General features: G+C 66.8%; 21 protein-coding genes and 1 pseudogene. 4 read left to right on the top strand and 18 right to left on the bottom strand.

All coding sequences use genetic code 11. The features are described from left to right. Positions 1–280: 280 nt before the first annotated feature. From B146_RS25195 to B146_RS0105915, 8 genes and pseudogenes are all read right to left on the bottom strand, one after another. A complete protein-coding gene (locus B146_RS25195; protein ID WP_019995507.1) occupies positions 281–2,173 on the bottom strand; it encodes an ATP-dependent DNA helicase in 1,893 nt (630 codons plus the stop codon). Continuing rightward, a complete protein-coding gene (locus B146_RS0105945) occupies positions 2,170–2,571 on the bottom strand; it encodes a hypothetical protein (RefSeq protein WP_155897386.1) in 402 nt (133 codons plus the stop codon). Before B146_RS0105945 ends, B146_RS25195 begins: the two co-directional genes overlap by 4 nt. Continuing rightward, on the bottom strand, positions 2,568–2,972 hold the full coding sequence (locus tag B146_RS0105940) for a hypothetical protein (RefSeq protein ID WP_019995505.1): 405 nt from the start codon (positions 2,970–2,972) through the stop codon (positions 2,568–2,570). The genes B146_RS0105945 and B146_RS0105940 overlap by 4 nt, the downstream gene beginning before the upstream one ends. Before the next feature lie 46 nt (positions 2,973–3,018). Next, positions 3,019–5,058, bottom strand: coding sequence for a hypothetical protein (locus B146_RS0105935; protein WP_019995504.1), 2,040 nt, complete (start codon positions 5,056–5,058; stop codon positions 3,019–3,021). Next, complete coding sequence (locus tag B146_RS0105930) at positions 5,051–6,607, bottom strand: hypothetical protein (RefSeq protein ID WP_019995503.1); 1,557 nt, start codon at positions 6,605–6,607, stop codon at positions 5,051–5,053. The genes B146_RS0105935 and B146_RS0105930 overlap by 8 nt, the downstream gene beginning before the upstream one ends. Next, positions 6,600–7,985 (bottom strand): tyrosine-type recombinase/integrase, encoded by a 1,386-nt coding sequence (locus B146_RS27600; RefSeq protein ID WP_081630922.1) that lies wholly within the window; start codon positions 7,983–7,985, stop codon positions 6,600–6,602. The genes B146_RS0105930 and B146_RS27600 overlap by 8 nt, the downstream gene beginning before the upstream one ends. A gap of 111 nt (positions 7,986–8,096) precedes the next feature. Beyond that, positions 8,097–8,588, bottom strand: a pseudogene (dinB, locus tag B146_RS25185) (DNA polymerase IV); the annotation flags it as partial. 150 nt (positions 8,589–8,738) lie between these two features. Beyond that, positions 8,739–9,599, bottom strand: a complete 861-nt coding sequence (locus B146_RS0105915) for a DMT family transporter (protein WP_019995500.1) — start codon at positions 9,597–9,599, stop codon at positions 8,739–8,741. Positions 9,600–9,719: 120 nt separating this feature from the next. On the opposite strand from B146_RS0105915, the gene B146_RS0105910 reads away from it, so the two are divergent. Beyond that, positions 9,720–11,099: an aminotransferase-like domain-containing protein gene (locus tag B146_RS0105910; RefSeq protein WP_019995499.1), complete on the top strand. Its 1,380-nt coding sequence runs from the start codon at positions 9,720–9,722 to the stop codon at positions 11,097–11,099. Between the two features lie 11 nt (positions 11,100–11,110). Here the strand turns inward: B146_RS0105910 and B146_RS0105905 are convergent, their stop codons facing one another. The 7 genes from B146_RS0105905 to B146_RS27595 form a co-directional block, all read right to left on the bottom strand. Beyond that, positions 11,111–11,755, bottom strand: coding sequence for an SCO family protein (locus tag B146_RS0105905; protein WP_019995498.1), 645 nt, complete (start codon positions 11,753–11,755; stop codon positions 11,111–11,113). Between the two features lie 63 nt (positions 11,756–11,818). After that, positions 11,819–13,570 carry a copper resistance CopC/CopD family protein gene (locus tag B146_RS25180; RefSeq protein WP_019995497.1) on the bottom strand — a complete coding sequence of 584 codons (1,752 nt, stop codon included), beginning with the start codon at positions 13,568–13,570 and terminating at the stop codon, positions 11,819–11,821. Positions 13,571–13,773: 203 nt separating this feature from the next. Continuing rightward, complete coding sequence (locus B146_RS0105895; protein ID WP_019995496.1) at positions 13,774–14,292, bottom strand: copper chaperone PCu(A)C; 519 nt, start codon at positions 14,290–14,292, stop codon at positions 13,774–13,776. Positions 14,293–14,336: 44 nt separating this feature from the next. Next, complete coding sequence (locus B146_RS0105890) at positions 14,337–15,704, bottom strand: PepSY-associated TM helix domain-containing protein (protein WP_019995495.1); 1,368 nt, start codon at positions 15,702–15,704, stop codon at positions 14,337–14,339. Between the two features lie 304 nt (positions 15,705–16,008). Then, positions 16,009–16,395, bottom strand: a complete 387-nt coding sequence (locus B146_RS0105885) for a DUF2946 family protein (RefSeq protein WP_155897385.1) — start codon at positions 16,393–16,395, stop codon at positions 16,009–16,011. 147 nt (positions 16,396–16,542) lie between these two features. After that, a complete protein-coding gene (locus B146_RS28260) occupies positions 16,543–16,785 on the bottom strand; it encodes an SUV3 domain-containing protein (RefSeq protein ID WP_081630921.1) in 243 nt (80 codons plus the stop codon). 66 nt (positions 16,786–16,851) lie between these two features. Beyond that, complete coding sequence (locus tag B146_RS27595; RefSeq protein ID WP_019995492.1) at positions 16,852–18,822, bottom strand: helicase-related protein; 1,971 nt, start codon at positions 18,820–18,822, stop codon at positions 16,852–16,854. A 175-nt stretch (positions 18,823–18,997) separates the two neighbouring features. Here B146_RS27595 and B146_RS0105875 point away from each other — a divergent pair, with 175 nt between their 5' ends. Continuing rightward, a complete protein-coding gene (locus B146_RS0105875) occupies positions 18,998–19,435 on the top strand; it encodes a pyridoxamine 5'-phosphate oxidase family protein (RefSeq protein WP_019995491.1) in 438 nt (145 codons plus the stop codon). A 58-nt stretch (positions 19,436–19,493) separates the two neighbouring features. Here B146_RS0105875 and B146_RS0105870 read toward each other — a convergent pair whose 3' ends face one another. Continuing rightward, positions 19,494–19,739: a hypothetical protein gene (locus B146_RS0105870; RefSeq protein ID WP_019995490.1), complete on the bottom strand. Its 246-nt coding sequence runs from the start codon at positions 19,737–19,739 to the stop codon at positions 19,494–19,496. A gap of 230 nt (positions 19,740–19,969) precedes the next feature. On the opposite strand from B146_RS0105870, the gene B146_RS0105865 reads away from it, so the two are divergent. Continuing rightward, on the top strand, positions 19,970–20,968 hold the full coding sequence (locus tag B146_RS0105865) for a GGDEF domain-containing protein (RefSeq protein ID WP_162141929.1): 999 nt from the start codon (positions 19,970–19,972) through the stop codon (positions 20,966–20,968). 9 nt (positions 20,969–20,977) lie between these two features. Here B146_RS0105865 and B146_RS0105860 read toward each other — a convergent pair whose 3' ends face one another. Both B146_RS0105860 and B146_RS0105855 read right to left on the bottom strand, forming a co-directional pair. Next, the gene (locus tag B146_RS0105860; RefSeq protein ID WP_019995488.1) at positions 20,978–22,162 is read right to left on the bottom strand and encodes an MFS transporter; all 1,185 of its coding nucleotides are present in this window, start codon (positions 22,160–22,162) and stop codon (positions 20,978–20,980) included. 117 nt (positions 22,163–22,279) lie between these two features. Continuing rightward, positions 22,280–22,744 carry an Lrp/AsnC family transcriptional regulator gene (locus tag B146_RS0105855; RefSeq protein ID WP_019995487.1) on the bottom strand — a complete coding sequence of 155 codons (465 nt, stop codon included), beginning with the start codon at positions 22,742–22,744 and terminating at the stop codon, positions 22,280–22,282. A gap of 178 nt (positions 22,745–22,922) precedes the next feature. On the opposite strand from B146_RS0105855, the gene B146_RS0105850 reads away from it, so the two are divergent. Continuing rightward, the gene (locus tag B146_RS0105850) at positions 22,923–26,390 is read left to right on the top strand and encodes an indolepyruvate ferredoxin oxidoreductase family protein (RefSeq protein WP_019995486.1); all 3,468 of its coding nucleotides are present in this window, start codon (positions 22,923–22,925) and stop codon (positions 26,388–26,390) included. Positions 26,391–26,425: the final 35 nt, after the last annotated feature.

Genomic DNA, 26,425 nt, shown 5'->3' with positions numbered 1-26,425 from the left:
GGCTCCTGACGAAGCTTGTCCCGATGCGTGTCTTGAAGGCTGGCCGGCATCCGGTCGCTCACTACCGGGATGCCGGTCGACTCCGGCGCCGCCGCTGCGAGGTGCTGGGCACGGGGACGGGCGGACGCGGCCCGGTCCAGCTACGGCGCTATGGGGAGCGCGCCGGACCGGGCCGCGTCCGCCCTGAGGGTATTCTGGAACGGCGCGAATGCTGGCAGGACCGTGGATCCGGGGTCCTGGCTCCGCGCGATCATCCGCCCATTCGACGAGGTGCGATCCATCAGACGGCAAGCGCGACGTCGCGCGCAAGCGAACTCGGTTGCTGTGTAACCACACGGTGCAGATGCCCGAGGTCGCCGACCAGGACCACGCGTCGCTCGGCTCGTGTCAGCGCCGTGTAGAGGAGGGCCCGATCGAAGAGACGGCTGGAACTCAGCGGCACGATGATCGTGCCCCACTGCGACCCCTGCGCCTTGTGCGTGCTGATCGCGTAGGCGAGGTCGATCCGGCCGGACAGGTCGGCAGCCAGGAGGTCGAAGGTCCGACCGTCGAGCCGGACCGTAAGGCGGTCTTCCTTCACGACGAGGACATGCCCCATGGTTCCGTTCCAAAGGCCGCGCTCGTGGTCGTTCTTCGTCCAGATGACCGGGTCACCCTCGGCGAAGCGCTTGAGCCGCAGGCGACCATGGGCGTTGTAGCGGTGGAAGTGCGTGTTGATCGCGTCGATCCCGGCGGGGCCGGCATAGGTCGCTCCCACGACCTGCACTTCCTCGCCGCGGAGGTCGTCGCGGATCCGCTCGATCTCGTCGATGACGCTTTCCGGCCCGCATCCGACGACGCTGCACCCGGTGCGACCGTCCCCGTAGGTCGGTAGCTCGGGCAACTTGCCTTCACGTACGGCTCGGGACACCGCCGGAATTCCCGTCGCCTCGTCGGCCCGCATGATGCGGGTCAGCTCGACACGGGGGATCCGGGGACTGGAAACAAGACGGTGCAAGGTGAGGCCGTATCCGATCGGGGCGAGCTGGGCGACGTCCCCGACCAGCAGCAGCCTCGCATCCTGGTGGAGATGGAACAGGATGCGGTAGAGCGTGGGTAGGTCCAGCATGCTCGCTTCGTCGACGACGACGAGCGTGTGCGCTCCCGTTTCCGCGCGGCCTTTCGAGGCATCCCAAAGCCAGGAGGCGATCGTACGGGCCGCCCGGCCGGTGGCGTCCGCCACTCGCTGCGCGGCCCTCCCTGCGAGCGCGAGCTGGTGCACGTGGAATCCGAAGTGTTCGGCGGCCTCGTTTATGGCGCGGAGCGTCGTGGTCTTGCCGACCCCCGCGCCGCCGACGAGGATCGCGAACCGATGGTTCAACGCCATCGTCACCGCGTCTGCCTGCTCGCTCGTCAGTCGCTGGGAGGCGAGACTGTTATAACGTTCCAGGAAGGTCGACATCGCAACTGGGGTGGGTCGGCTCGCCAGCAGATCCCTCGGCTGTCCGTCATCGGCCAGCGCCGCACGGATGCGGGTCTCGATGAACCGCTCGGCGTAAGCGGCGCCCGCGGGCTGGTAGCCACCGGGACAAGGGACGGCCGCACCGTCGTCCACCGCGATGGCCACGGCGCGTTCCGCATCCGCAGGCGTCGCTCCGAGCAGCGTGCAGGCATGGCGGACGAGCTTCTCCCGGGACGTGACCGTGTGTTTCCCGTCGAGCCGCTCGTAGAGCGCCGCCTCCACCGCCCCGACCTGCCGTCGCGGGTCGTCAGCTCCGACCCCGAGCCGCCTCGCGGCCCGATCCACCTCTCTCCAGGTGCACAGCGTCAACAGGCGGTAGGGGTTCTCCTGGAGCTTGGCGATGGCTTCGTCGCCCCACAGCTCGACGGCCTTCCGGGCGTAACGGATGTCGATGCCGTGCCGGTCGAAGAACGCGACCGCTTTCGTGATGGTCCTTTGGTTCCGCCACGCATCGCAGACGATCTCGGCCTGCGTCCGCGGCAGGACCTTCGTCAGGCGCTCGACGTCGCCTTCGGCGAGGATGTCGTCAAGGCTTTCCCCGAAGACATCCCACATCCGCTGGGCCGTAGCGGGACCCACGCCGACGAACTCCGGTCGTCCCGCCAGGAACCGGACGACATGGTAGCCGCGCGGCAGCTCCGTTCTCCATGCCGCCATCGGGGAGGAACTCATGGTATCACCCTCCGCCCCGACACCGCCACGTGGTCCACGATGGCCTCGTAGCGGCGCAAGCGCCGCCTCAACTCATGGTTCTCGCTGCGGACGGCGGCGAGCTGTTGCTCAAGACGCATGATCCTGGACTTGTCCCCGCTGTCCCGCGGCTCCGGCTCCTCCGCCTGCGGCACGTCGATGCCTAGCTCCGCGACGGCCTCTTCCAGGGTGCGGGCGAAGCGGGAGTTCTGCTGGAAAACCTCACGCGCAAAGCCGCACGCCCTCGCGACGGCGGTCTTGTTGACCTTGCCCAGACGCCCGGGGAGTTTCAGGCCGGAAGCGCGTAAGCGCTCCACGAACTCGACAAGCTTGGCATGGTTCTCCTCGCTCACCTCTAGGAACGACTTCTGCGCCATCATCGGTTCTCGGATCGCTTGATCTGTACCAGGGGCTGATCCAGGAACGCTTCGTCGAGGCCGCGCGAGCTGGCGTTCACCGCCCAACGGGCGAACTTCTCCAGCAGGGCGTCGTTCACGGTCGTCAGCTCGGCGACCTTCCTTTCGAGGCTGATGATCTTCTTCTGCGTCCTGCTCGGTCCTTTTTGTTTGGGTGCCGGGGTCGCATTCCCGCCGGGTGCTTGGGTGGGCTTCTCGACGTAGGCCTTGTAGGCAGCCTTGATCTGAAGGTAGTTGTTGAGCGACGCGCGCCTGTAGCTTGCGCCGGTCTCGCGCGCGACCGCTTCGCAGAGCGCATCCCACGTGAGGCGACCCGTCCATCCGTCGATCAGGGCAACGATGCGGGCGATGCGCTCCGGGGTCATGGGCGGCGCGCGGGGACGGCGGGCAGGGGGCTTCCTGCGTACGCCCCTAGGCACCGGCAGTCCCTGCACCGATCCCCCGCATGCCGTCGACGTTCCGCGGCAGCAGGACGCCCGTGACCACCTCGTTGTCGCGCATGGCCTGTTCGACCAGGGAGTAACGGCCGGACTTGGCGAGCCGGATCACCGAACCGTCCGGCACGGTCGGGTCGGACAGGATGCCGTGCAATTGCTCGAGGCGCTCGATCGTCTCGCGATGGGCTCGGACCCAGTCGTCGGCACCCTCGTACTCCTTCGCCAGCGCCACCTCTGCCTCCACGAGGCTTTGCCGAGCGCGCTCCAAGCCGAGCTCCACCCTTTCGAGGTGTCGCGGATCATGGCCCTTGACGCACGTGTGCTTGGTGCAGTGCAGGCACTGCATGAACATCATGCAGGGGGACGAGGCGAAGTCGTGCCCGCAGAAGCCGATGTCGGTCGCATGCCCGTGGACGGCGCGCGCCGCAGCCTCGTTCCGCGCGACCGGTGGGTTCACGCTCACCGCCGTACCCTTGATGGTGGCCACCTCCTTGTCCCGGCGGCGCATCGCTTGCAGCATCTCCTCGGGCGTCCGGTGGTCGTAGGGTTCGTTCTGCCGGGGGTCCAAGCGGCCGCTCCAGGCCGCGGTCTCCGCCTCCGTCAGGCCGCCCCGCTGTGCCAGCGTGTTGAGCCAATGTCTCAGTTGGTGGGTCTTCAGGACGATCGGATGCTCGGGCGTCGACAGTCCAAGACGCGCGAAGACGCCGTCGGGCCTGTGGAAGCTGTGCATGATGTTGCCATAGGAAACGGGGGCGACCATGCAGCGCCATCGTCCGCGTCCGCGGTCGGCGAATTCCTGCCGGCGCACCAGCATCAGCGCTTCGCTGTAGCGGAGGCCCGTTTGCTTGTCGAAGATCGGGAAGCCATGCGGCAACTCGGACAGGATGGCGCTTTCGACGTCCGAGAAGCGGAACGCAAAGATCCTTCGCCCGCCAGAGGATCGCATCCCTTCGATCGGCTTGAGCTTGCGGTCGATTGCCCAGTCTCGTCCGTTGGCAGCTTCGTTGAAGCCGATGATACGCGCGATGTCCGCCCCGGAGAGGTCCTTGCCCCGCAGGTGAACGCAGTCGTCCGGCAAATAGAGACGATCGGGATGATGCTCATACCAAGCCGCGATGCGTCGTGCTTCCGCCGTATGCTTCTTCAGCCGAGCGAGCGCCTCCCTGGCGACATCGGCCATCACTGCGGGGATGCCCTTTACGAAGTCGTGGTGGCCCTTCGAGCCCGCCCACCGCAGCATGTAACCCTCGTCGCCATCCGTCAGGGGCTTGATCTCGCAGTCGTGGTGGAGTGCGAAGAGCTCGTTTATGCGACTCGGGGCGCACGCCAGCAGCGCCATCACCGACGTGGCGATCACGTCTCGGGGTTCCGTCGCTTTGCGAAAACTCCGTGGGAGCGCTTGGAGCGCCTCGTCTGAAGGCATCAGTGCCGCACGGCGCTCGTCTCTCGAGCGCTTGTTGTACAGTTCCCACTCTTGGCCGTGCTTCCAGTCGATCGGGGCGTTCGCTGCGAGATTGTTCTCTCTGAGGAACTGCGAGATCGGCGTCAAAAGAACGCCGATGCTCGCTGCATGGTTGCCGGGTCTCCTTGCGGCGGCAAGTTGGACGGCATGGTCGAGGAGATGGGCATCCACCGAACCCAAGTCCGGCGCCACTGCTTTGTCGAGGAACGCCGCGAGCAACGCCCTGAAAGCGAGGATTTCATTCTGTGGAGGAGCCTTCGCCGGACCTCGACCTACCTGGTAACGGATGTAGGCCTTCACCTGACCCGCGAACGGCTCCGGCATAGCGGCACCCAGTTGCCCCCGCCGCGGTGCGTTCATGGTGAAGTTCAGGATGTGCTTATGGGACTTGCCACGGATATGGTAGGATTTCGTGACGTTCCAGGAAGATGAGGTGAACTCGAGATCGGCGCCGAACACGGTGAGTTCTTCGCGGCAAAACCGTACGAACTCTTCCATGTTCGCCAAGGCGGCGAGATGGGCTTTCGGCACGAACGGGATGACGTCAGCCATTTCGGTCGTTTTCCAGCGATGCCGCCCTCGCTTGGCATTGGCGGACCACCTCGGCACACGCGACGATCGTGTCGTCAAGTGTGGCGGCGACGGCCATGGATCCGTCCTCGGCCATCTCCCTGCGCCTACCGAGAAGCCAGTCGAGGATCTCTTCATGCGGTCCATCCAACCATGGATGGAACAGCCGGCACGTGTAGCAGGCAATCGGTTTCCCGAGGCCACAGAAGCCGTGCTTCCCGCATCCGCCCAAGGCCACGGGCCCTTCGCTTTCATCAACGGATCCAAGGATGTGCCGCTCGATGCCTTGCCCGACGTCGTTTCCACGCGCCGCAAGGGTTCCCGCAAAGCGCTGCGCCATGGGTGCCAGCAACATGGCAAGCTTCTTGTCGAGGCGCTGGAGAAGCTCGGAACGAACCTCGATGTAACTTTGAGCTGCGGTACGTGACGTATGGTCGAGGATCACCATGATCTCGTCTAGGGATCTGCCCTCCTGTGCCGCCCGCGTACCGACCGTGCGTCGCGCGCGTGTGGCGTTCACGTTGATCGCCTCTCCGGTTCGTTCGGAATTAACGCCCAATCCCTCCATCACGTTGATGATCCTCATCGTTATTGAAGCTGACGTCGGGCGGGCAGGGGTTTTCTTACCGTCATAGAATGTACCGCTCGCGTGAACTGCCGGGAACAGGGGTGCCTGGTCGGGGACGGGCATCCCGCAGAGCCGCGCCTGCTCGCGAACCAACAGGGATTGCGCCTCGATGACCATTCCGATCTCTTCGATGAGCGGGCGTTCGGTGAACTGTGTCCGGTATCGTGCGCCCCTTTGCTTCGCCCGGGGGATCGATAGGACGTACGTTTTTCCCGCGGGGCCCATCGTGACCGTCAAATCGCCGACCGTAAGGCTGGCGATCTGAACGGGCCTGGGCCCGATCGCTCCGCTGAGAAGGCAGAGACCGTAGTTGTCGATGGCGATTTTGCCCCCGGCGAAAGCCGAATGCAGGGCCTTGTACAGTCCGTCATACTCGAGGTTCGTGTACGCACCTTGGACTGGGCACCGCAACCGGACAGCGAGCGCTCGCTTCCTAGATTGCTTCGGCATGTCAGTGGCGGTGACGAACGCTTCCCTCGAGACACCGGGGATGCCGAGGCGCGCCCACGTTCGTACAGCGCTGTTGGCGTCGGTCGAACGGTAGCCTTGGCCCTCTTCGAGCGAAGCGGAATAATTCATCAGGTGGGCGGATGAGATCGCACGTGCGTTTGGGTCGTAGGTCGCGATGTGAAGGACCAGTCCTCGGACCCACTGGTAATTCGCATACGCCGACTTAGGGTTCTCGCTGCGCAGTCGCGCCGTGACGAACCCCTTGAACCCGGTCTTCAGCGTGTAAGCGACACCAAGATCGCCGAAGTGGAAGTTCAGCCGACCGGTTTCGGTGACGATGGGCCAATCATCGTCGCAGGGACGGTAGACGTATCCGTCGCGGGTCTCGGCTTGGTCCGGAAGCTCGTAGGCCGCCTCCGCGTGTGGCGGCTTGCCGACGGGTGGTTTACGCACCGATCACCTCCCCGAGCCATGCCCTGTCGTCCTGCAACGCCTTGGTTGCCCGTTCCATGTCCTGCATCCGTTGCCGGATCGCGGACCCGTGCTTCATCAGCCGGCGCTGCATGTCCCTGCTGTGTTCGTCGGCTTTGACCTTCGTCCGGCGCTTCAAGTAGTGGCCCGGCATCTTGGACGTCCGGGACCACCCCATCAGCAAGCGGCGTTCACGGACTTCTTCTTCGGCGCTCAAATTGATCGCGTCGGCGTAGGCAGAGAAGTCCTCGTTCCACTGATGCCGGAGGACGTGAGCGCTCACCGGGCCGACGTCCGGATGCTTCTCGCGCAGCAACGCGAACAATCCCGTGATCGCGCTCTCCGAAAGGGCTTTGCCGTCTTGCGCGACGAAGAGGAAGCCGTGCTTGCGCGCGGCCTCGATCCGGTTGCGGGCTTCGAGGTACTCCTCCCCGAGCTCGGTCAGGTCCTCGTCCAAAGGGGCGAAGCGCTCCAATGTCTTTGCGTTCGGCTGCCTACGTCTACGGTCGCGCTTGTCGTCATGGCGGCGTTTGATCTCGCAATAGGCTTGGCCCCGATTGAAGTCCCGCACTCGGAGGCCGAGCAGTTCACCCCGTCGCATCCCGGTGGCCAGGAGCCAGCGCACGATCACCCAGTTCCGCCGACGCACGAACGGATCGCTCCATGGATTGTCCAGGCTGTCCGGGTGGGCGACCGCGAGAAGGCGGGTCCGCTGTTCGGGCTCAAGGCTCGTGCGGTCCGAGTCGGTGGCGGACGGCATCCGTTCCTCGATCTGTCCGACTACTTCCAGCAGCCTCGCCCCGTATTCCCGCATCCTCGCGAACGCCTCGTCGGTGCTCATGGCCCCGGTGGGGAAACGGGGTCGCTGTCGTTCTCCGAGCCACTTGAGGTAGCTCGCGGCGTAATGCAGTCTGATCATCGCAGTGGCGGGAGTGACCACTTGCACGCGGGCCGTCGAAGGAAGCCTTCGATGCATTCTTGCAACGGAGCGACGGCGTCTCCTGGCGACCGCAGCTTCGGGAACCATCTTCAAAGTTCCCCGCAGCCGGGCGAACGGTTTTGAGGCGTCCGATGCGAGGGCATCCAGCTCTCCGACGTCGAAGAACGCGCCGCTCCTGATGCGTTCGGCCAGGTCGATGCCTTGGCGCCAGCAGAACAGGTGGATGAGCATGGCCCCGCGGAGGGCTTGCTCCAAGGTGGATGCACTCCTCCTCCGATACTTCGTGAGCGACCAGACTGTCGGGTCAAACAGGGGGATGCCGTCGCTCGCCACGAGCATTGGGCATCGCTCGCCATCAGAAAAGACGACCAAAGCGACCTTGAGTTCGGCGATGCCTTCGGACTTCAACAGATGCTTCATAGGGCGGAGGCAGTTACCCCAGGGAAGAAACTATGTCAAACGCGCATTTTGCAATGTTTTACAGCGGCTTGCCCCTAATTGTTGACAAGAAACGCCTGTGGGTGTGCGTTAAAACTTGTTGTAGGACACACCGGCCGAGGCGGTGAGGCCCGTCACCTCGCGAATGCGCTCGCGGATCGCCTCGGCGATCGCGGTGGCCGAGGCGATGTTCTGCTTGTTGAGGGACACGTCGAGATAGGCCTCGTCCAGCGACAGGGGCTCGATCAGGTCCGTGTGCTCGGCGAAGACGGCGCGGATTTCGCCGGAGATCGCCTTGTAGACGTCGAAGCGCGGTTTGACGAAGACGAGGTCGGGACATTTGCGCCGCGCCGTGACCGAGGGCATGGCCGAGCGCACGCCGAAGGTCCGCGCCTCGTAGCTCGCGGCTGCGACCACGCCGCGCTCGCGCGAGCCGCCGACGGCCACCGGCCGGCCGCGAAGCGAGGGGTCGTCCCGCTGCTCCACCGAGGCATAGAAGGCGTCCATGTCGATATGGATGATCTTGCGCGAGGGTGCGTGGGGGGCGACGGGCGCGGTCGTGTGCTCGGCGAGCTCCTCGCCGATCTCCGCTTCCTCTTCGTCCCGGTCCGCTTGTCGCAAGGGAGCACCTTCGAATTCGTCTGAGCGCGGAGCGTCCAGGGCGCACCGCGATTCTCGCCGCGCCCGGGAGGATAGCCGGTTTCGAAGGGAGAACAAAGACGGAACTATTCGGTGTCAGGCATAGCGCTTCGCACCGGCGACGCAGGCGACGACTAGGGACGTCGCCGCGACCATGGTCCACGCCACGGGCTCGCCGAGGAGCGCGGCGGCGAGAGCCAGTCCGAGAAAGGGCTGAAGCAATTGAAGCTGGCCGACGCCCGCGATGCCGCCGAGCGCCAGCCCGCGATACCAGAAGACGAAGCCGATCAGCATGCTGAAGACCGCGACATAGGCGAGCCCGAGCCAGGCCGGCGCCGATGCGGGCGGCAGCGCGTCGGGCCAGGTCGCGAGAGCCAGCGCGAGCATGGCGGGGAGGGCGAGGAGAAGCGCCCAAGAAATCACCTGCCATCCGCCGAGCCTTCGCGACAGGACGGCGCCTTCCGCATAGCCGAGGCCGCAGACGAGGATCGCGGCGAGCATCAGAAGATCGCCCGTGGCCGAGCCGTCTCCGCCCTGGCCGAGAGCGAAGCCGGCGACGCAGGCCGCGCCGAGCGAGGAGAAAAGCCAGAAGGCGGGTTTGGGCCGCTCGCCGCCGCGCAGGACGCCGAACAGAGCCGTCGAGAGCGGCAGAAGGCCGATGAAGACGATCGAATGCGCGGAAGTGAGGTGCTGGAGCGCCAAGGCCGTCAGGAGCGGGAAGCCGAGAACGACGCCGAGTGCCACGACAAGGAGCGAAACGAGGTCGGCCTTCTCAGGCCGACGGGCTCGGAAGGCTCCGAGCAGAAGCGCGCCGAGCGCCGCCGCGATCACCGCCCGCGCCGAGGTGAGGAAGAGCGGCGAGAAGCCGGCGACGGCCACGCGCGTCGCCGGCAGCGAGCCGCTGAAGATCGCGACGCCCAGGAGTCCGCTTCCCCATCCTGTTGAACGATGTTCCATAATACCCTCTCATTTACCACACGGATGTATCGCATCCGTGCGAAATCGTTCGAGATACGGTTTGTATGGATTATGCCAAACTGTGCTAGGAAAGGGTTCGATACGGTTGGCGGGGATGGAATGTCGCGCACGAGGGATCTGGTCGAGGACATCCGCCGAAGGCTGGCGTCGCGCAGCCTCATGCCGGGCGAGCGCCTGCCTTCCATCCGGCGTTATGCGAGCGCCATGGGCGTGTCGCCATCCACCGTCGTCGAGGCCTACGAGCGGCTGACGGCGGAAGGGGCGATCCGCTCGCGGCCGGGCTCGGGCTTCTATGTCGCCGGGGTGCCGCTGGCGCTCACCGCCAACGAGACGGCGCCGAAGATCGATCGGGAGATCGATCCGCTCTGGGTCTCGCGCCAGTCGCTCGACACCGGCGCGAACGTTCTGCGCCCCGGATGCGGATGGCTCCCGGCCGACTGGATGCCGCAGGACGCGATCCGCCGCACCTTGCGAAAGCTCGCCAAGGGGGAGGACGGGAGCCTCGCCGATTATGGCGAGACGCAGGGCTCGCCGGCGCTGCGCGGCGCGCTGGCGCGGCGCTTCGCTTCGGAAGGGCTTGCCTGTCCGCCGGATCAGATTCTCCTGACCGCCTCCGGCACGCAGGCGCTCGACCTGATCGGGCGATTCCTTCTCCAGCCCGGCGACACGGTGCTGATCGACGATCCCGGCTATTTCAACTTCCAGGCGCTCCTGCGCGCGCACCGGGTGAAGATCGTCGGCGTGCCCTACACACCCGCCGGGCCGGACCCGGAGCGCTTCGCCGAGCTCGTGCGCACGCATTCGCCCAAGCTCTACATCACCAATTCCGCCATCCAGAACCCGACCGGCGCCTCGCTTTCACCCGCCGTCGCGCACCGGGTTCTGCTGGCGGCAGCGGCCTATGACGTGACGATCGTTGAGGACGACATCTTCGCCGATTTCGAGCCGGAGCCGAGCCCGCGCCTCGCCGCGCTCGACGGGCTCGACCGGGTCATCCGCATCGGCAGCTTTTCCAAGACGCTCTCGGCCTCGATGCGCTGCGGCTATATCGCGGCCAAGCCGGAATGGATCGACGGGCTGATCGACTTGCAAGTCGCGACGAATTTCGGCGGCCCGAGCCCACACGCGGCCGAACTCGTTCTCGGCGTTCTCGGCGATGGCAGCTATCGACGCCATCTCGGCGCCCTGCGCACCCGGCTCGCCAAGCGCCGCAAGGAGGCTGAGGCGCGGCTGGAGGGTCTCGGCCTGCGCGTCTGGGCGGAGCCGCGCGGCGGCTTCACGCTCTGGTGCCGGCTGCCGGACGGACGGGATGCGGCCGATCTCGCCAAGGCGGCCCTCTCCGAAAAGCTGGTTCTGGCGCCGGGCAATGTCTTCAGCGTTTCGCAGACGGCAGGCGATCTGATGCGTTTCAACGTGACCCAGATGCCGCCGGCCGCCTTCGACGCTCTGAAGCGCCTGCTCCAGATGCCGGCCGGCTGACGCCCGCGCCGTCAGCCCGCGTGCGGGGCCGTGGTCTCGCGCGCCTCGGTTGAGCGAGCCGGCGGGGCGTTCTTCAGAAGTACGCTGCGGATCTTCTGCATCGCCTCGTCCTTCGGCGTTCCATAGGGGATCAGCCCTTGAAGGCGGCCGTTCGCGCCGATCATCAGAAGCGAGGTCGAATGGCGCATATGGTAGTCCGCGCCCTCGCCGGCCTTGCGCGCATAGACGAGCCAGGCCTTGGCAGCCTTTTCCATCTCGGCCGAGCTGCCCGTCACGCCGACGATCCGGTCCGAGATCGAGGCGACATAGGGCTGGAGCACATCGAGCGTGTCGCGCTCGGGATCGACCGAGAAGAACAGCGCCTGCACGTCCTTCGCCTCGGGCCCGAGATCGTTCAGCCAGTCCGCCATTTCGATCAGCGTCGTCGGGCAGACATCCGGGCAGTTCGTGTAGCCGAAATAGACGAGCGACGGACGGCCGTGGAACACGTTTTGATCGACCGTGCCGCCGCGCGTGTCGCTCAAGGAAAAGGGCTGTTCCGGCGCGCCGCGCGCCGGTTGGTTGAACGCCATCCAGCTGATCACGCCGACAAGCGCAATGACCAGAACCCCCGCGCCGCCGAGCGCCAGAAGTCGATTGGCGTTTCCCGATGCCATGATCCGTCCTTTCGTTTCCAAGCGCCGGCCGAAGCCTGTCCGTCGCTCATGGTCTTAGAGCACCTAACAATACCTCGTGGGGTCGGCTGGTCGGTTCTTTTCGCCAGCCGCTTTGTCGCAAATGCTCGCCGATGCTGACCTCGCATCGACTGCGCTATGTTCCGCGCGGTCCGACGAAAATCCCTCGACCATCCTCCGCCCGGAGGTATCGTTAGGTGCTCTTAGAGTGATATCGCCGCTCAGGCGATCCAAGCTGTCTGCGTCGATCCGCACATCTATCTGCATTCGCCAGACGCCGGGCGTCGGCAGCGTCACCTCCGCGCGCCAGACCCCGTCGCCCCGGTTCTGGGCCGGGCTGACGATCGGCGCGCCGATCCCGTCCGGCTTCGAGAAGGCGAAGCCCACCCATTCCGGGTTTACCGGACCATAGTCGATGGTCATGAGCATGGCGGAGGCTTCGACCTCGCCGGCATGGCCGGGCAAGACGAGGATGTCGCCCATCAGACGCTCGCCCGTGACGTGAATGCGCGCCGGCTCGGCCGCGATGGCCGCGTCGATGCGGGGCGGCGGGGTGAAGCGCCAAAGCGCGACCGTGCCGAGAATGGCGACCGCGAGCGCGATTTCGAAGCCGATCTGCCGCACCATCGCCCGCCGCGCTTCGGGCGCGTCGGCGAGAGCCAGCCGGGTGAGGCGCCAGCGATTGTCGGCCGCCAGCGCAAAGAGAAGCGCGATGAGGGTGAGCTTGGCGAGAAGAACCCGCCCGTAATCGGTTCGCCAGAGGGCGGCAGGTGTTTCGACCTGAATCACCGCCAGCACGCCGCCGGAGAGAAGCAGCAGCACGACAAGCGGTGTGATGCGGGCCGAAAAGCGCCGGAGCGCGTCGAGCCCCGAGGCGTCCGGCTGGCGCAGCGCCAGCGCCAGCGGCAGCAGGGCTCCGACCCAAAGCGCGGCGGCGATCGTATGAAGGGCGACAGCGGGTCGCGCCACAAGTTCGGGCGGTGCGTTGGCGGCATGTCCCGTCGAGGCGAGTGCCGCGCCGGCGCCGAGAACGGCGATCGTTGCGAGCAACTTCGATGCAAGGCCGCCGCGCAGGAAGGTCCCGGCAATCGCGAGCGCGAAGGAGAGAACGGCGATCAGGGCCGTCTGCCCGAAGCCGGTGTCCCGGCCGGCCTGCCAGACCGCGGGGCTGGCAAGGGCGCGCAAGGGCGCGCCGAGCGCATCGAGCCCTTGCGCGGCGATCGCGAGGGGAACCGCCGCGAGGCCGAGCACGAGGGCCGAGCGGACCCAAGGAAGACCCGCAGAGAGCGGCCCGCCGGTCAGAAGGCGGCTCGCCGCGCCGCCGATCCCGAAGCCGAGGCCGAGATAGAGAAGCAGGCGGGACAGCCAGACGAAGCCGCGTGTCGCCCGATCGGCTTCCTCGGGCAGAGCCGGCGCCGGTGTGCTCGCTGCGCCGACCGAGAAGAGAAGCGAGCCCGCCACGGGATGCCCATCCACCGAGACGACGCGCCAGCCGAGGCGATACGTGCCGTCCGCCATTGAGGCAGGCGCGGGGATCGAGAGCCGATTGCCGGCAATGGCTGCGCCCTGCAGATCCTCGGCCGCACCGCTCGGGTCCACCAGTGTCATGCGAAGCGGCGAGACGGGTTCGCTGAAGGTCAGCTCGAAGCGGGCCGGCGCGCGGGGCAGCACCGCATCGCTCTCCGGGTTCGTGGCGACGAGCCCCGCATGGGCGAAGGCGGCACCGGCTCCGAGCGGAACGAGAGCCATGGCGAACCAGAGGAGGGCAAGGACCCGCAGGAGAAGGTCGATGGCCAAGCGCGGTCTTGGTCCGCTGGATCGAGCGGCTCGCTGCCATGGCCGCGAAACGGAAGAGCCGGACACGAAGCGGGCGGCGTGGAACCGACGCCAGCCGGAGGGACCGGCGGTTCGATCACCGCCGGCGACCCGGCGCGACAAGGCGCTCGCCTCGCGCGATGCGAGGAGAGGCCATGCCGAGCCGCTTCGGTTCCGGCCTTCGGTCAATGCGCGTGGCCTTCCTCGCCCGCTTCGCCCGCGCCATGCGCCGGGCCGGTCGCGCCCATCTTGTCCACCTGTAGCTCGACCTCGACCGGCCCGCCCTTCTCGAAGGTGAGCGTGACCGGGATCATCTGCCCTTCCTTGAAGGGCGCCTTCAGACCCATCAGCATGAGGTGGTAGCCACCCGGCGAAAGCGAGGCCGTGCCCCCGGCCGGAATGGTCAGCTCGTCCACGCGGCGCATGTTCATGATGCCGTCCTGGATCGACATCTCGTGGACCTCGACCTTTTCGGCCGCCGGGGAACTCGCGGAAACGAGCTTGTCGTCGGCCGACCCGGTATTGGTCAGCACGAAATAGCCCGCGCCCGTTCTGGCACCCGGCGGCGTCGCGCGGCTCCAGGGATGGCCGATCTCGATCGAGCCGGCCTTGAAGCCATGGGCGAGAACGGGGGACGAAAGGGCACCGAGCGCGAGGCCGGCGGCGAGCGCCAAAGTGGCGGTGCGGAGCGGGAAGGAGAACATGGTTGGAGCATCCTTTCGGAGATCGTGAGGAAGTCGTTGATAGCTCAGGCGGGGCGAAGGGTTCGCAGACGCGAAAAGCTCCAGTCGAGAAGCAACATGACGAGGAGCGAGGCGCCGACTAGGGGGAATAGGACGCCGCCTACGAAGAGAAGCGCGATCAGCCCGCGAAACACAGCCTTGTCCTTGGGCAGGGGCGGCACGCCCATGGAGCGGCTCGGCCGCCGCTTCCACCACATCACGCCGGCCGAAACGGCGAGCATCACGTTTCCGGCGCAGACGAGAAGCAGAAGCAATTTGTTGGCGAGGCCGAATTCCTGCCCGAGATGGACGTTGATCCCCCATTCGAGCGCGCGCCCGAGCGGGCCGTAATCGGCATAGCGCATGTCGAGAAGCGGCTCGCCCGAATATTGGTCGAGATGGACGACGCGCTGCTGCGCGAGATCGGCCGGGTAGACCGAGCCCGTGTAGACGCCGGTCCGGCTCGTGGGAATGTTGACCGCATAGCCGGATGCCAGGCCCATCGCGTCGAAGGTCGCGACGGCCTTGTCGAGGCCGATCGGCTCGGCGGCGGGAGGCGGCGCGGAGGTCGGCACGACCGCCTGTTCCAGCGACCAGCTGACCGGGCCGCCCTCGGTGAGCTTCTGGTCGGACATCGGAATGTTCACGCGAACGCCCGAGGGATAGCCGAAATTCGACCCGTTCGCCCATTGGTTCACCTGGCCGCCCCAGACCTGCGACCAGGGCATTCCGGTGACGGCGAGGAAGAGGATGAAGCCGCCGAGCGCGAGACCCGAGACGGCATGAAGATCGCGCCAGAAGACGCGCTTTTGCGGCGTCCCGCGAACGGTGACGACGCCGCCTCGTTGGCCGCGCGGCCACCAGAGATAGAGCCCGGTCGCGACCAGAAGGATCGACCAGCCCGCCGCGATCTCGATGACGCCGCGCGCGACCGGGCCGAAATATTTGAGGCTGTGCAGGGTGCGCACGGTCCACATGATCGAGCCCCGGTCGGCCATCGCGCCGAGCACGCGCCCATCCTGCGGGTCGACATAGACGGCTTGCTTGGCGCCTTCAGCAGTGCGGACGGTGATCTCGGCCGAAGCCGTCGCGTCGGCCGGCTGCGTAAACTTCACCGCACGGCCCGGATAGGCCGCAAGCGCGGCCTCCACCATCCGGCTCGGCGGAACGCTGGCATCATGGGCCGACGCCTGAACCCTTTTCACATCGGAATGAACCCAGGCGTCGATTTCGTTGTGGAAGAGATAGAGCCCGCCTGTGATGGACAGGCTGACGAGAAAGGGCAGCACGAAGAGGCCGGCATAGAAATGCCATCGCCAGACCGCGCGGTAGAGATCGTTTGCGGAAGCGGAACGGGGCAGATCGCCCGCTCGCTCGGCCATGATGTCGGACATCGGAACGCTCCGAAAAAGGGAGATGGAAAGCGCCGGGGTCGTCGCGCTGGGGCGCGGCCGGACTCGCAGGGCGCTTCGAATGAGACGGTGCGGACGCCGGGCAGGCGCGCGGATGGGCTGGGCGAGGGCGACGTGCGCAACGGCGTCAGCCGGGATCGGACGCGACCGCCCTCGGGAGAGAGGCGGGAACTCCGACAGGGACGAGCCGCGTGTCGCGAGCCGTCGCGCGGGGCATCCTGCGCGGCCTGAAGCACGATGCAAATCGACCGCTCAAGCCGTGCGCGGAGGCACCGAGCCCGATGGATCAGCCGAGAAGGGGTGGTCCGCGCGTGTTGCGGGGCGTTTCCACGGCTCCCGAGCCGACGCCTTCGAAAAGAACGAAGGGCACCTCCAGCACCATGGGCTGGACGATCGGGCGCGACAGGGTCGATGGGGCCGGAAGCGGGCCGCCATGCATGGCGCAGCCCAGGGAGCAGCAGGCGGGCATGCCGGAATGGCCCTTGTCCCGCTCGTGCTTTCCGTGCTCGCTCGCCTGACCGAACGTGGTGCAGAGGACGTTGCCGAACTGATCGCGCGGCAGGAGACTGGCGGAGGCCGGGAGGGAGAAGCCGAGAAGCGCGGCATGGACGAGGAACAGGAACGCGACGACGCGCCCCATCCAATCGCCCGACCTGCCGCGTGTCGCTCTCAAACGAGCCTCCTCGAAACTGCCCGATCACCCCTACCAGAGTTCCGGCCCGACACAAACGCGAACCGCACGGATCGCCAAGGATTCTCGCAAGCGGCCTATGGTCTCAGCCTCGGGGCGGCTTCACGGTTTCCACGGTGGATGGGGCGCTCAGGCGGGGCGCGGTTGTGCGCCGGATGATTTCGGGCGCGGCTTGCGCCCGCGCCGCGAGCGGGACGCATCGCCGGCACCCTTGCCCTTGGCGCGGGTCGAGGACAGTTTGACGAGATTGCGCTCGATCTCGCCGTTCAGCGCGACGATCCCCTCGCGCACCTCCTCGGCGTCGAGATAGACGTCGGGAAAGCGCTGCGCGAGCCAGAGCCAGGCGGTGGCGAGATTGACGCCGTCCTCCAGGCGCTGGAGATCACCGGAGCGAAGCGGGGGCTTGGGCGCCCGGCGGCCCGCCGCATGGGCGCGCGCCTAGGTCAGAACCGCGTCCATGAACCAGGGATGGCGCAGCGACACGGGCACGATCGCATAGGCCAGCCGGTCGAGAAGCGGAATGCCGATCCCGCCGAGCCGGCGTGCCTTGTCGATTTCCTCGTCCATGTCGCCGATCTGGAGATCGGCGTGATCCATGACGATGCGCGAGCGCAGGAAGGTCAGGATCTGCGCGAGATCGTCGGTTTCCAGAAACTCGGCGGCGAGCGCGACGCTTTCGCGGTTGGGCCGCACGAAGGCGCGGCCCGACAGGTCCTTCGGCGGCGTGGCGAGCGCGGCGCGGATTTTCTCGACGCCATGCGCGCCGCCGCCGATGACGCCGACCCAGCCCTTCTCGAACATGCCGAAGCGGCCGGCCCGCCCGCCGATCTGCCGGATTTCCGAATGGAACAGGACGCGCCGCCGGGTGCCGTCGAACTTGTCGAGCGCAGCCAGGAAGACGCGCGACACGGGCAGGTTCAGCCCCATGCCGATCGCGTCGGTCGCCACCACGATATCGGCCTCGCCGCGCCGGAAACGGGCGGCTTCCGCCCGCCGCACCTCGGGGCTGAGCGCGCCATAGACGGTCGCGACGCTGAAGCCGAGCCGCACGATCTCCTCGCGCAATTCGTGCACGGCCGCGCGCGAGAAGGCCACCACCGCGTCGCCGCGCTGGAGATCGGTGAGCCCGATCGGGCGCGGCCAGGCTTCGAGTTCGTTCTTGCGCTGGAGCGTGCGGATTTCGAGCGGTTCGCCGAGGAGCTTGGCCAGACGCTCCACCATCGGGATCGCGTCGGGCGAGCCGGTCATGACCACGAGATCGGCCGGGGCGGCGAAAAGCGCCTGCGTCCACGCCCAGCCGCGCTGCTCGTCCGCCAGCATCTGGATTTCGTCGATCACGCAGACATCGACGCGCCGGCCGACATCGATCGTCTCGATCGTGCGGGCGTAATGGGTGAAGTCCTCGTCCTCGTCGCGCTCCTCGCCGGTGATGAGGCCGGCCCGCACGCCAGCGGAAACCAGCGTTTCGCGGTGCTCGTGGGCCAGCAGCCGCAGCGGCGAAAGGACTTCCGCCGTCGGCGCCTCGATCGCCAGCCGCATCGCCTCATAGGTCTTGCCGGAATTGGTCGGCCCGGCGATGAACAGGAGCTTGCGCTCCACGGAACGGGCGAGCGGAAACAGGTTGGGATAGCGATCGTAGCCGGACGCCTCGGCAAAGCTCGCGCGCCGGCGGCTCTGGCGGCGCAGCGAGTGGATCGAGCCGATCACCTTCTCGAACCACTTGTCGGTGGCTCCGCGCATGTCGTCTTCGGCCGGACCCTGAAGGGCGAAGACGAAGCGTTCGAGATCGGCCTGCGTGGCCGCGCGCAGGAAGGCGGCCGGGTCCTCCAGGTCGCGCGTCGCCTCGGCGAAGCGACGGGCGTAGTCGCTGGCGACCGAGGCGAGGAGCGCCCGCGTCGCGGCGACCGTCTCGGCGGCGCTTTCCGCAACGGCTTCCACCGTGGCCTCGACGTCGCTCTCGCTCAGGATTTCGTCGTCGGCCAGTCGCTGGCGGATGGATTTGGGCGCGCGCAGGCGCACGAAGGCCATCAAAAGCGTTTCGCGCTCGGTCGGGAAGATCGCCGTGAAGAAGGGAACCTCGACCTCGAACCCGCCGAAGGAGCTGTCCTTCATGCGCCGCACGCGCACCACTTCGTCGGCCCGCGCCGAGACGATGCGCGCGATGCGGTCGGCATCGTCGGCATCGGGGTCGGGTGCGATCTCGCCTTCGGGAATCTGCGTGATCGCCCGAACGCGCCCGGCCGGCACGAGCTTGGCCTTGCGCCGCCCGCCATCGTCCTTGGCCTTGTCGCCGAAGGGCACTTCCAGCGAGCGCACGAGACCGGCTTCGACAAGCTCCAGACAGCGCGCGAGGGAGCGGCCGGTGAGGGACGGCAGGAGCGAGATCGGGTAGTAGGAAGGCGGCTGCATGAACGGGTTCGGTCCGGAAAAAGAGGCTGGCGCGAGGCGCGAAGCGCTGAGGTCAGGGAGCCTCTAGCACGAATGGGCGGGAACCATGTCGCCCGATGCCGCTTCCAACCCAAGACAATCCGGCCAGCATGCGGACGACTGGGGCAGGCTGGCCAAGCCAGACGCGGAGACCACCATGGCCGAACTCACGCTGCACGACCTGTCCAAACGCATGAAGGGCATCGATTTCGCGATGTTCTCGACGAAGACGGAAGGCGGCGAGATCGCCAGCCGCCCGATGAGCAACAATGGCGATGTCGAGTATGACGGCGATTCCTGGTTCTTCACCTACGAATCCTATCGCACCGTGTCCGACATCGAGCGCGACCCGAAAGTCTCCTTGTCCATGACCGGCTCGAAGGGCCTGCTCGGCAAGCCGCCGATCTTCATCTCGGTCGAGGGCCATGCCGAACTGATCCGCGACAAGGCGGAGTTCGAAGCGCACTGGACCAAGGATCTCGACTACTGGTTCGAGAACGGCGTGGACACGCCGGGCATGGTGCTGATCAAGGTCCACGCCTCGCGCGTCCATTACTGGGACGGTCGCGACGAAGGCGAGATCGTTGTCCGCTAAAGGGCTCGGTCAGTAAGGCCTTTCGAGTGCAAAGGCTCGAAACGAAGCCGAGGGCGGGTCAGCCCTCGGAAAACTCGGCCGGCAACTGGCCGTGCCGCGCCAGAATGATGGGCTCTTCCAGAACCTCGCCGGTGTCGGTGTCCACCACCTGTTGAACCGCGACGACGCCGGTGACGCGCGTCGCGTCGCGCTCGGCCCGGCCGACCGCTTCTTCGGCCGTCTTGAAGTCCATCTGCCGCCCGGCGACGAGGCGCTTTCCCATCGTTTCGAACTGCTGGACGATGAAGAGGGTCTTGGCCGGCATTCTTGCTCTCCGTTCGCTCTGACGTTCGGTTCGCCCCGAGGCGGACGGGCGATCGGCCTTCTTGTGCACGGCTTCGTGGCTTGCGCCAAGCCGTCGCGATCGTACAACACGCATGGATTGTGCGAAGGGCTCGATCTTAGGGTTCCGAAAGTTCGATCCGTTTTGAGTCTCGATTCCCTAACTGCTACGTTTTACGTATGAGTTCGTCGGTTGCAGATTGGCGCTTGGTGATGACGAAGACCTTGGAGTCCCGTGGGACCCATCCGCCCGGATCGCGTCTCAGCTGGGACGATCTCGCGGCGATTTTCGACTCGGCTCCGAACTCCATGTGGATGCAGGATCTCGGTGCCCTGAAGGCGCGTCTCGACGAGTGGCGCGCGGAGGGACTGGCGGAGCTGCGGCCCTGGCTTGCGGCCGAGCCGACCCGCGTCGAAGAACTCGTCGCGCTCGTGCAGGTCGTTTCCGTCAACCGCGAAACCCTTCGCATGTACGAGGTGACCGACGAGGCCGAACTCTTCTCCAATATCCGCGTCATCTTCGAGGACGATCAGCTCGCCGCCTTCGTGGATGTGATCGATCAGCTGTGGAGCGGAGCGCTGCGCACCAGCGTCACCACGCGCAACTATACCGCCAAGGGGCGCGGGTTCGACGTCAGTTACCACGGCCGGCTTCTGCCGGGCCACGAGGCCAGCTGGGCGCGCTATCTCATCTCGGTAGAGGATGTGACGGCCCGCGAGCTCGCCCTGCGCCAGCTCGAATTCGCGCGCACGCATGACGGGCTGACCGATCTCCACAATCGCAGTTTTCTCAGCGAGGAGATGGACCGGCTCGAAACCTCGGACGAGCCGATCGCTCTGGCCGTGATCGATCTGAACGGGCTGAAGGCGCTGAACGATCGGATGGGGCACAGGGCGGGCGACGAGCTTCTGCGCCGCATGGCGAGGGTTCTGTCCGCGAGCTTTCCGCCGCCCTGCCATGTCGTGCGCATGGGCGGCGACGAGTTCGTGGTGGTCATGCCGGGCCTTATAAAAAGCGCGACGCTGGAGCTTCTCGGCGCGCTGCCGCGCCGCGCGGCGGCGGAAGGCGAGGGGCGCTCCGACGCGCCCTTGAGCTTCTCGCTCGGCACCGCCTGGCGGCGGCCCGGCGAGAGCATGGAAAGCCTCTTCGTGCGTGCCGACCAGCGCATGTATCAGGAGAAGCGCGCCTTCTACGGCGAAGTCGCGGCCTGAGCGAAAGTCCTAGCGCCCCCGTGCCGCGCGCCAGACCAGCGGCACCAGCACGAGCGCGACGGCGGGAAACACCAGCCAGTTGATCGCTTCCCAGCCGGACGCGTGAAGCAGCGAACCGGAGAAGAACGAGGCGGTCGCGACGGTTCCGAAGACGAGGAAGTCGTTGGCGCCCTGAACCTTGGTCCGCTCCTCCGGCGTGTGACAGTCGGCCACCATGGCGGTCGCGCCGATGAAGCCGAAATTCCAGCCGATGCCGAGCAGCACCAGCGAAATCCAGAAATGCCCGAGGTCGAAGCCGCCGAGCGCGACGACGGACGAACTCGCGATCAGAAACAGGCCGACCGCCGCCACGCGCTCCTTGCCGAAGCGCGCCATGAGATGGCCGGTGACGAAGCTCGGGCCGAACATGGCGAGGACATGCCACTGGATGCCGAGCGCGGCATGGCCGACGGAATGTCCGTGGCCGACCATGGCGATCGGCGCCGCCGTCATCACGAAGGTCATGAGACCATAGGAGACGATGCCGGTGGCGACCGCGAGGAGATAGCGCGGCGTCGCGAGAATCTGGCTGAGGCTTCGCCCGCCCGCCACGGCGCTGCCGTGGCGCGGGGGCGGCTTCGTGCCGCGAAGCCGAAGCAGGATCGGAATGGCGATCAGCGCCAGAAGCGACAGGCCGAGAAAGCTTCCGGCGAAGGGCACACCCGGCAGCGCGTCGCGCGTCCAGATCACGATCTGCGGGCCGATGATCGCGGCGGCGAGACCGCCGAGCATGACGCGCGCGATGGCCTTGTCCCGCAAGGCGCCTTCCGCCGCATCCGTCGCGGCGAAGCGATAGGTCTGCACATAGGCCGAGGAAAGGCCGGCCGCGAAGGTGCCTAGGCAAAACAGGGCGAAGCCCGCGAGCGCGATGCCGAGCGCCGCCGTCAATCCGGACGCCATGGCGATGCAGGCGCCCAGAACGTAGCCGCTCCGGCGCCCCAGACGCCGCATCACGAAGGCCGCCGGCAGCGTACCGACGGCAAGGCCGAGATTGAAGGCGCTGACGGGCAGCGTGACGAGAGCGGGATCGGGCGACAATCCCTGGCCGACGAGGCCGCCGAGCGAGATCACGATCGGTCCGGTCGCGCCGCCGAGCGCCTGCGCCGCCATGAGAACGCGCGTGTTCCGCCGGGCAGTCGCGAGATCGGTCGTCATGAGGGCTCCGGAGGTGTGCGGCCGGCGGTCCGGTCTTGATTTGTGCCAGAGGGATATCGCACGAAACGCCCGCCGTCACGTACGCCGCGTCTTGAGCGATGCCGCCTGCGCCTAACGTCACACCGGAACGAAGGTCGACGCCTTCACGCGCTTCAACGTGAAGCTCGTGCTGATGGACCGCACGTTCGGAAGTTCGGTGAGCGCGTTCTTCACCGTCTCTTCGTAGTCCCGCACGCTGCGCGATACGACCTGAAGCAGGTAATCCGAATCGCCGCTCAGCGAATAGCATTGGAGGATTTCGGGAACGTCGGCCACAGCCCTCTCGAATTCCTGCAGCCGGCCGCGCCCATGCTCCACGAGCTTGACGAAGCAGAAGGCCACGATGTCGAAGCCGACCGCCGCCGGGTCCACGAGATAGCGTTTCTCGCTGACGACGCCGATGTCCTGCAGCCGCTGCAGCCGCCGCCAGCAGGGCGTGTGGCTGAGGCCTGTGAGTTCGCCTAGCTCGCGCATGGTGAGGCCCGGCTGTTCCTGGATGATGCGGAGAATGCGCCGATCCGCCTCGTCGATGTCGATGTTCAAGATGCGCGACCTCCCAATCGCTCGGGGCTCCGTCATCCTCGAATGGCGAGAAAGAGGACCCCGTCCTGCCAGAGCATAAGATAGAGGGATGGCTTTGCGAAATCAGTTCGGAACGGCTCTAAAATAGGGACCGTGGCCCGGCGCATTCGTGCAACTCTGGCAAGGCTGGGAGGCACTCATGACCAAACCGCTGACGCTCGACGACAAGTACACGGCGGAGCGCGGCTCCGCGTTCATGACCGGGATTCAGGCGCTGGTTCGCCTGCCCATGACGCAGATGCGCCGGGATCGCGCACGGGGTCTGAACACCGGCGCCTTCATCTCGGGCTATCGCGGCTCGCCGCTCGGCGGCTACGACCAGCATCTTCTGAAAGCCCGCCGGTTTCTCGAAGCGCATGACATCGTCTTTCAACCGGGCCTCAACGAGGATCTCGCCGCCGCCGCCGTCTGGGGCAGTCAGCAGCTTCACCTGTCGCCGGGCGCCCGGAAGGATGGCATCCTCGGCATGTGGTACGGCAAGGGGCCGGGCGTCGATCGCTGCGGCGACGTGTTCAAGCATGCCAACGCAGCGGGCACGTCGGCCCATGGCGGTGTCCTGGCGATCGCGGGCGACGACCACACCTGCAAGTCGTCCTCGATCCCGCACCAGTCGGACCATGCCTTCATCTCGGCCGTGATGCCGGTTCTCTACCCGTCCTCGGTCCACGAGTTCCTGGAACTCGGGCTCCTCGGCGTCGCCATGTCGCGCTATTCGGGATGCTGGGTCGGCTTCAAGGTCATTTCCGAAACGGTGGAGACCACCACCGTCGTGGACCTTTCGCAGGAAGAGCGCGAGTTTCTTCTGCCTCAGGATTTCGAGCTGCCGGAGGGCGGGCTGAACCTGCGCTGGCCCGATCCGCCGCTCGTGCAGGACGAGCGGCTGCAGGAACACAAGGCCTATGCCGCCATCGCCTTCGCCCGTGCCAACCGCGTCGATCAGGTCGTGGTGGACACGCCCCATGCGCGCTTCGGCATCGTCGCCTCGGGCAAGGCCTTCGAGGACGTGCGCCAGGCGCTCGCCGAGCTTGGCCTGCGCCAGCCCGAATGGGAGGCGATCGGCCTGCGCGTCTACAAGGTGCGCATGCCCTGGCCCCTGGAGCCGCAGGGCATCCGCGCCTTCTCCGAAGGGCTGGAGGAGGTGCTGATCGTCGAGGAGCGCCGCGAGATCATCGAGAACCAGATCAAGCAGCAGCTCTTCAACTGGCGCGCCGACGTCCGGCCGAGGATCATCGGCAAGTTCGACCACGAGGACCGCCCCTTCCTGTCCCTGTCGGCGGGTCTCACCGTCTCGAGCGTGGCGCGGGCGATTGCCGACCGCGTCCTGCGCCTCGATCTGCCCGCCGATCTCGCCGCCCGCATCCGCGAGCGGCTCGGGGTCGTGGAGGCGGCGGATGCGCGCGGCAACGGCCATCTCGCGCCGGTGGTCCGCCTGCCGCACTATTGCCCGGGCTGCCCGCACAACACCTCGACCCGCGTGCCCGAGGGCTCCAAGGCGATGGCGGGAATCGGCTGCCATTTCATGGTCCAGTGGATGGACCGCAACACCGAGACCTTCACCAATATGGGCGCCGAGGGCGTGCCCTGGACGGCGATCTCGCACTTTACCGACGAGATGCATCGCTTCGTCAATCTCGGCGACGGCACCTATTTCCACTCCGGGCATCTGGCGATCCGCCAATCCGTCGCGGCCGGCGCGAACATCACCTACAAGATCCTCTACAACGACGCCGTCGCCATGACCGGCGGACAGGCCATCGATGGCGTTCTGACGCCGCAGCAGATCACCCATCAGATGCACTTCGAGGGCGTGTCGCGGATCGTGCTGATGTCGGATCGCCCTGACGTCTACGACCCCGCCGACCTCGCGCCCGGAACCGAAATCCGCCACCGCGACGAGATCGACGCGACGATGCGCGAGCTGCGCGAGGTGCCGGGCGTCACCGTGATCGTCTACGAGCAGACCTGCGCCGCCGAGAAGCGCCGTCGCCGCAAGCGCGGCAAGGCCGAAGACCCGGACAAGCGCCTGTGGATCAACCCCGCCGTCTGCGAAGGCTGCGGCGACTGCTCGCAGACATCGAACTGCATCGCGGTCGAGCCCGAGGAAACCGAGATGGGGCGCAAGCGCCGCATCAACCAGTCGGCCTGCAACAAGGATTATTCCTGCCAGAAGGGCTTCTGCCCGTCCTTCGTCACGGTGCGGGGCGCTTCGCTCAAGCGCCGTGCCGCGCTCGGCCGGCCCGACGTTTCCGCGCTGCCGGAGCCAGACCTGCCGCAGATCGACCGCGCCTGGAATATCGCCGTCACCGGCGTCGGCGGAACCGGCGTCCTCACGATCGGCGCGCTGCTCGGCATGGCCGCCCATGTCGAGGGCAAGATCCCGATGATCCTGGACATGGCGGGTCTGGCGCAGAAGGGCGGGGCGGTGCTCAGCCATGTGCGCATCGCGCGGGCCGACCGGCCGGTCGCCGCCCCGCGCATCGCGGCGGGCGGGGCCGATCTCCTGCTTGCGGCGGATTCGGTCGTCGCGGCCTCGAAGGACAGCATTCTTCTCTGCGACCCCGCGCGCACCCATGCCGTCCTCAACACCAAGACCGCGCCGGTGTCGGACTTTGTCCGGCTTCGCGACTTCGACTTCAAGGAAGCCGCCGTGGAGCGCTCCGTGGAAGCGGCCGTGCGCAACCGCGACCATTTCCGCAACTTCGCCGAACTGGCCGCCGCCGTTTGCGGCGACGAGATCGCGACCAACATCATGATGCTCGGCTATGCCTGGCAGAAGGGCCTGATTCCGCTGCGGCGCGAATCCGTCGCGGCGGCGATCGAATTGAACGACATGGCGGTCGCCGCCAATCTCGCCGCCTTCGACTGGGGACGGCTTCTGGCGCACGACCCGGCCGCGCTGGAGCGCAACATCGTCGACGAACAGCGCCCCCGGCCGCTCGCCGAAATGTCGACGGCCGAGATCGTGGAGCATCGAAAGGTCCATCTCACCTCCTACCAGAACGCAAGCCTCGCCCGGCGCTACGCGGCACGGGTCGAGCGCTTCGGGGAGGTCGTCGCCCCGCTCGACAAGGGCGGCGAGCTTCTTCGCTCGGTAGCGATCGGCTATGCCAAGGTGCTGGCCTACAAGGACGAATACGAGGTCGCCCGGCTCTACAGCGCGCCGGCCTTCCGCAAGAGCCTCGCCAAGGCCTTCGACGGGGAGCTCCGCCTGTCCTTCAACCTCGCTCCGCCCATGCTGCCGGGCGAGGACGCGAACGGACGGCCGAAGAAGCGCGAGTTCGGCGCCTGGATGCTGCCGGTCTTCGGCGTTCTCGCCCGGCTGAAAGCGCTGCGCGGCACGGCGTTCGACCCGTTCGGCCGGACTGCCGACCGCAGGCTCGAACGGCGCCTGATCGAGATCTACGATGCCGATCTCGACTTCGCCGAGCGGCATCTGAGCGAGCGGAACCTCGTGTCGATCAAGGCGCTTCTGGCGCTCGCGCTGGACATTCGCGGCTTCGGCCCGGTCAAGGAACAGGCGTTCGAAAAGGCCATGGCGCAGCGGGAGGCGCTGCGGGCTCGGATCGAAAGCCGGGATCACATGCCGGTCGCCATCGCGGCCGAATGAACCGTCAGGGGGAGTGAAGGACGTGTTCAACAATT

Origin of the sequence: Aureimonas ureilytica DSM 18598 = NBRC 106430, from assembly GCF_000382705.1 — a bacterium.
In the GTDB taxonomy this organism is placed as follows: Bacteria; Pseudomonadota; Alphaproteobacteria; order Rhizobiales; family Rhizobiaceae; genus Aureimonas; species Aureimonas ureilytica.
This window is presented reverse-complemented; position numbering and strand designations above follow the sequence as displayed.

What these genes read in the sequence shown, in the direction of transcription:
- B146_RS25195 (WP_019995507.1), bottom strand. Translation starts at nt 2,173, where the DNA reads ATGAGTTCCTCCCCGATGGCGGCATGGAGAACGGAGCTGCCGCGCGGC.
- B146_RS0105945 (WP_155897386.1), bottom strand. Translation starts at nt 2,571, where the DNA reads ATGATGGCGCAGAAGTCGTTCCTAGAGGTGAGCGAGGAGAACCATGCC.
- B146_RS0105940 (WP_019995505.1), bottom strand. Translation starts at nt 2,972, where the DNA reads ATGACCCCGGAGCGCATCGCCCGCATCGTTGCCCTGATCGACGGATGG.
- B146_RS0105935 (WP_019995504.1), bottom strand. Translation starts at nt 5,058, where the DNA reads ATGGCTGACGTCATCCCGTTCGTGCCGAAAGCCCATCTCGCCGCCTTG.
- B146_RS27600 (WP_081630922.1), bottom strand. Translation starts at nt 7,985, where the DNA reads ATGAAGCATCTGTTGAAGTCCGAAGGCATCGCCGAACTCAAGGTCGCT.
- B146_RS0105915 (WP_019995500.1), bottom strand. Translation starts at nt 9,599, where the DNA reads ATGGAACATCGTTCAACAGGATGGGGAAGCGGACTCCTGGGCGTCGCG.
- B146_RS0105910 (WP_019995499.1), top strand. Translation starts at nt 9,720, where the DNA reads ATGTCGCGCACGAGGGATCTGGTCGAGGACATCCGCCGAAGGCTGGCG.
- B146_RS0105905 (WP_019995498.1), bottom strand. Translation starts at nt 11,755, where the DNA reads ATGGCATCGGGAAACGCCAATCGACTTCTGGCGCTCGGCGGCGCGGGG.
- B146_RS0105895 (WP_019995496.1), bottom strand. Translation starts at nt 14,292, where the DNA reads ATGTTCTCCTTCCCGCTCCGCACCGCCACTTTGGCGCTCGCCGCCGGC.
- B146_RS0105890 (WP_019995495.1), bottom strand. Translation starts at nt 15,704, where the DNA reads ATGTCCGACATCATGGCCGAGCGAGCGGGCGATCTGCCCCGTTCCGCT.
- B146_RS27595 (WP_019995492.1), bottom strand. Translation starts at nt 18,822, where the DNA reads ATGCAGCCGCCTTCCTACTACCCGATCTCGCTCCTGCCGTCCCTCACC.
- B146_RS0105875 (WP_019995491.1), top strand. Translation starts at nt 18,998, where the DNA reads ATGGCCGAACTCACGCTGCACGACCTGTCCAAACGCATGAAGGGCATC.
- B146_RS0105870 (WP_019995490.1), bottom strand. Translation starts at nt 19,739, where the DNA reads ATGCCGGCCAAGACCCTCTTCATCGTCCAGCAGTTCGAAACGATGGGA.
- B146_RS0105865 (WP_162141929.1), top strand. Translation starts at nt 19,970, where the DNA reads ATGACGAAGACCTTGGAGTCCCGTGGGACCCATCCGCCCGGATCGCGT.
- B146_RS0105860 (WP_019995488.1), bottom strand. Translation starts at nt 22,162, where the DNA reads ATGACGACCGATCTCGCGACTGCCCGGCGGAACACGCGCGTTCTCATG.
- B146_RS0105850 (WP_019995486.1), top strand. Translation starts at nt 22,923, where the DNA reads ATGACCAAACCGCTGACGCTCGACGACAAGTACACGGCGGAGCGCGGC.